1 protein-coding gene is annotated in these 211 nt (G+C 47.4%); it reads right to left on the bottom strand.

What is annotated here, in order from left to right; all coding sequences use genetic code 11:
* Positions 1-211 (bottom strand): hypothetical protein (locus MY55_RS24155; RefSeq protein WP_208856087.1); only part of this gene is annotated, 211 nt, incomplete at its 5' end.

Here is a 211-nt window from a genome sequence, read left to right as displayed (position 1 = left end):
TCAAGCCAATGGGTTGCAGAAATGCATCTCGTAAAAAGCATCCCATTCTGAAAATTGATAACTCTGACCCGTCCAGTACGCGGTATCTGAATACCCAGCGGGGCATGATGTTTGCCAGCCATTCATGGGGTTTCCCGTTACTGAGATAATTCCACCTCCATTGTAAAAGCGTCTAAGTTGATATTGCCCGCCATCGGAGGCTACCAATCTC

Origin of the sequence: Chromobacterium subtsugae (genome assembly GCF_001676875.1) — a bacterium.
Lineage (GTDB): Bacteria > Pseudomonadota > Gammaproteobacteria > Burkholderiales > Chromobacteriaceae > Chromobacterium > Chromobacterium subtsugae.
The sequence above is the reverse complement of the archived record's forward strand: the minus strand, read 5'-3'. Positions and strand labels throughout refer to the sequence as shown.